Source organism: Bacillus sp. NTK071 (genome assembly GCF_017303315.1).
Taxonomy (GTDB): domain Bacteria; phylum Bacillota; class Bacilli; order Bacillales; family Guptibacillaceae; genus Guptibacillus.
In genome coordinates, this window is sequence record NZ_JAFKOI010000037.1 from 1 (window position 1) to 1,792 (window position 1,792).

General features: G+C 52.6%; 1 rRNA gene. It reads right to left on the bottom strand.

The features are described 5' to 3' along the window. Positions 1-213: 213 nt before the first annotated feature. Positions 214-1,765: ribosomal RNA gene (locus JI666_RS20840) — 16S ribosomal RNA — on the bottom strand. Positions 1,766-1,792 lie beyond the last annotated feature (27 nt).

Genomic DNA, 1,792 nt, shown 5'->3' on the forward strand with positions numbered 1-1,792 from the left:
CTAACTCCTCGAGTTATTACTAAGTGTTGCTAAATAATTCTTATTGGATGTCGTTGTTTATGCTATCTAGTTTTCAAGGAACAAAGCTATCACTCGATGCTGCATTGCTGCTTCACCGACTAGCTTGTTTGAAAGAATAAATCATTCTTTCAAAACTAAACGAAACGCTCATGTAAGGTTGGTAACGTAAGTTACCTTCGTAATTCTCCATAGAAAGGAGGTGATCCAGCCGCACCTTCCGATACGGCTACCTTGTTACGACTTCACCCCAATCATTTGTCCCACCTTCGGCGGCTGGCTCCATAAAGGTTACCCCACCGACTTCGGGTGTTACAAACTCTCGTGGTGTGACGGGCGGTGTGTACAAGGCCCGGGAACGTATTCACCGCGGCATGCTGATCCGCGATTACTAGCAATTCCGGCTTCATGCAGGCGAGTTGCAGCCTGCAATCCGAACTGAGAACGGCTTTATGGGATTCGCTTCACCTCGCGGTGTTGCTGCCCTTTGTACCGTCCATTGTAGCACGTGTGTAGCCCAGGTCATAAGGGGCATGATGATTTGACGTCATCCCCACCTTCCTCCGGTTTGTCACCGGCAGTCACCTTAGAGTGCCCAACTGAATGCTGGCAACTAAGATCAAGGGTTGCGCTCGTTGCGGGACTTAACCCAACATCTCACGACACGAGCTGACGACAACCATGCACCACCTGTCACTCTGTCCCCCGAAGGGGAACGTCCTGTCTCCAGGATTGTCAGAGGATGTCAAGACCTGGTAAGGTTCTTCGCGTTGCTTCGAATTAAACCACATGCTCCACTGCTTGTGCGGGCCCCCGTCAATTCCTTTGAGTTTCAACCTTGCGGTCGTACTCCCCAGGCGGAGTGCTTAATGTGTTAACTTCAGCACTGAGGGTGGAACCCCCCAACACCTAGCACTCATCGTTTACGGCGTGGACTACCAGGGTATCTAATCCTGTTTGCTCCCCACGCTTTCGCGCCTCAGCGTCAGTTACAGACCAGAGAGCCGCCTTCGCCACTGGTGTTCCTCCACATATCTACGCATTTCACCGCTACACGTGGAATTCCACTCTCCTCTTCTGCACTCAAGTCCTCCAGTTTCCAATGACCCTCCACGGTTGAGCCGTGGGCTTTCACATCAGACTTAAAAGACCGCCTGCGCGCGCTTTACGCCCAATAATTCCGGACAACGCTTGCCACCTACGTATTACCGCGGCTGCTGGCACGTAGTTAGCCGTGGCTTTCTGGTTAGGTACCGTCAAGGTACCGCCCTATTCGAACGGTACTTGTTCTTCCCTAACAACAGAGCTTTACGACCCGAAGGCCTTCGTCACTCACGCGGCGTTGCTCCGTCAGACTTTCGTCCATTGCGGAAGATTCCCTACTGCTGCCTCCCGTAGGAGTCTGGGCCGTGTCTCAGTCCCAGTGTGGCCGATCACCCTCTCAGGTCGGCTACGCATCGTCGCCTTGGTAAGCCATTACCTTACCAACTAGCTAATGCGCCGCGGGCCCATCCTGCAGTGTTAGCTCGAAAGCCAACTTTCAACATTGCACCATGCGGTGCTATGTATTACCCGGTATTAGCTCCGGTTTCCCGGAGTTATCCCAGTCTGCAGGGCAGGTTGCCCACGTGTTACTCACCCGTCCGCCGCTAAGATTTGGGAGCAAGCTCCCAAATCTCCGCTCGACTTGCATGTATTAGGCACGCCGCCAGCGTTCGTCCTGAGCCAGGATCAAACTCTCCGATAGAAAGCTTAATCTAGCTTTTAAAACAAT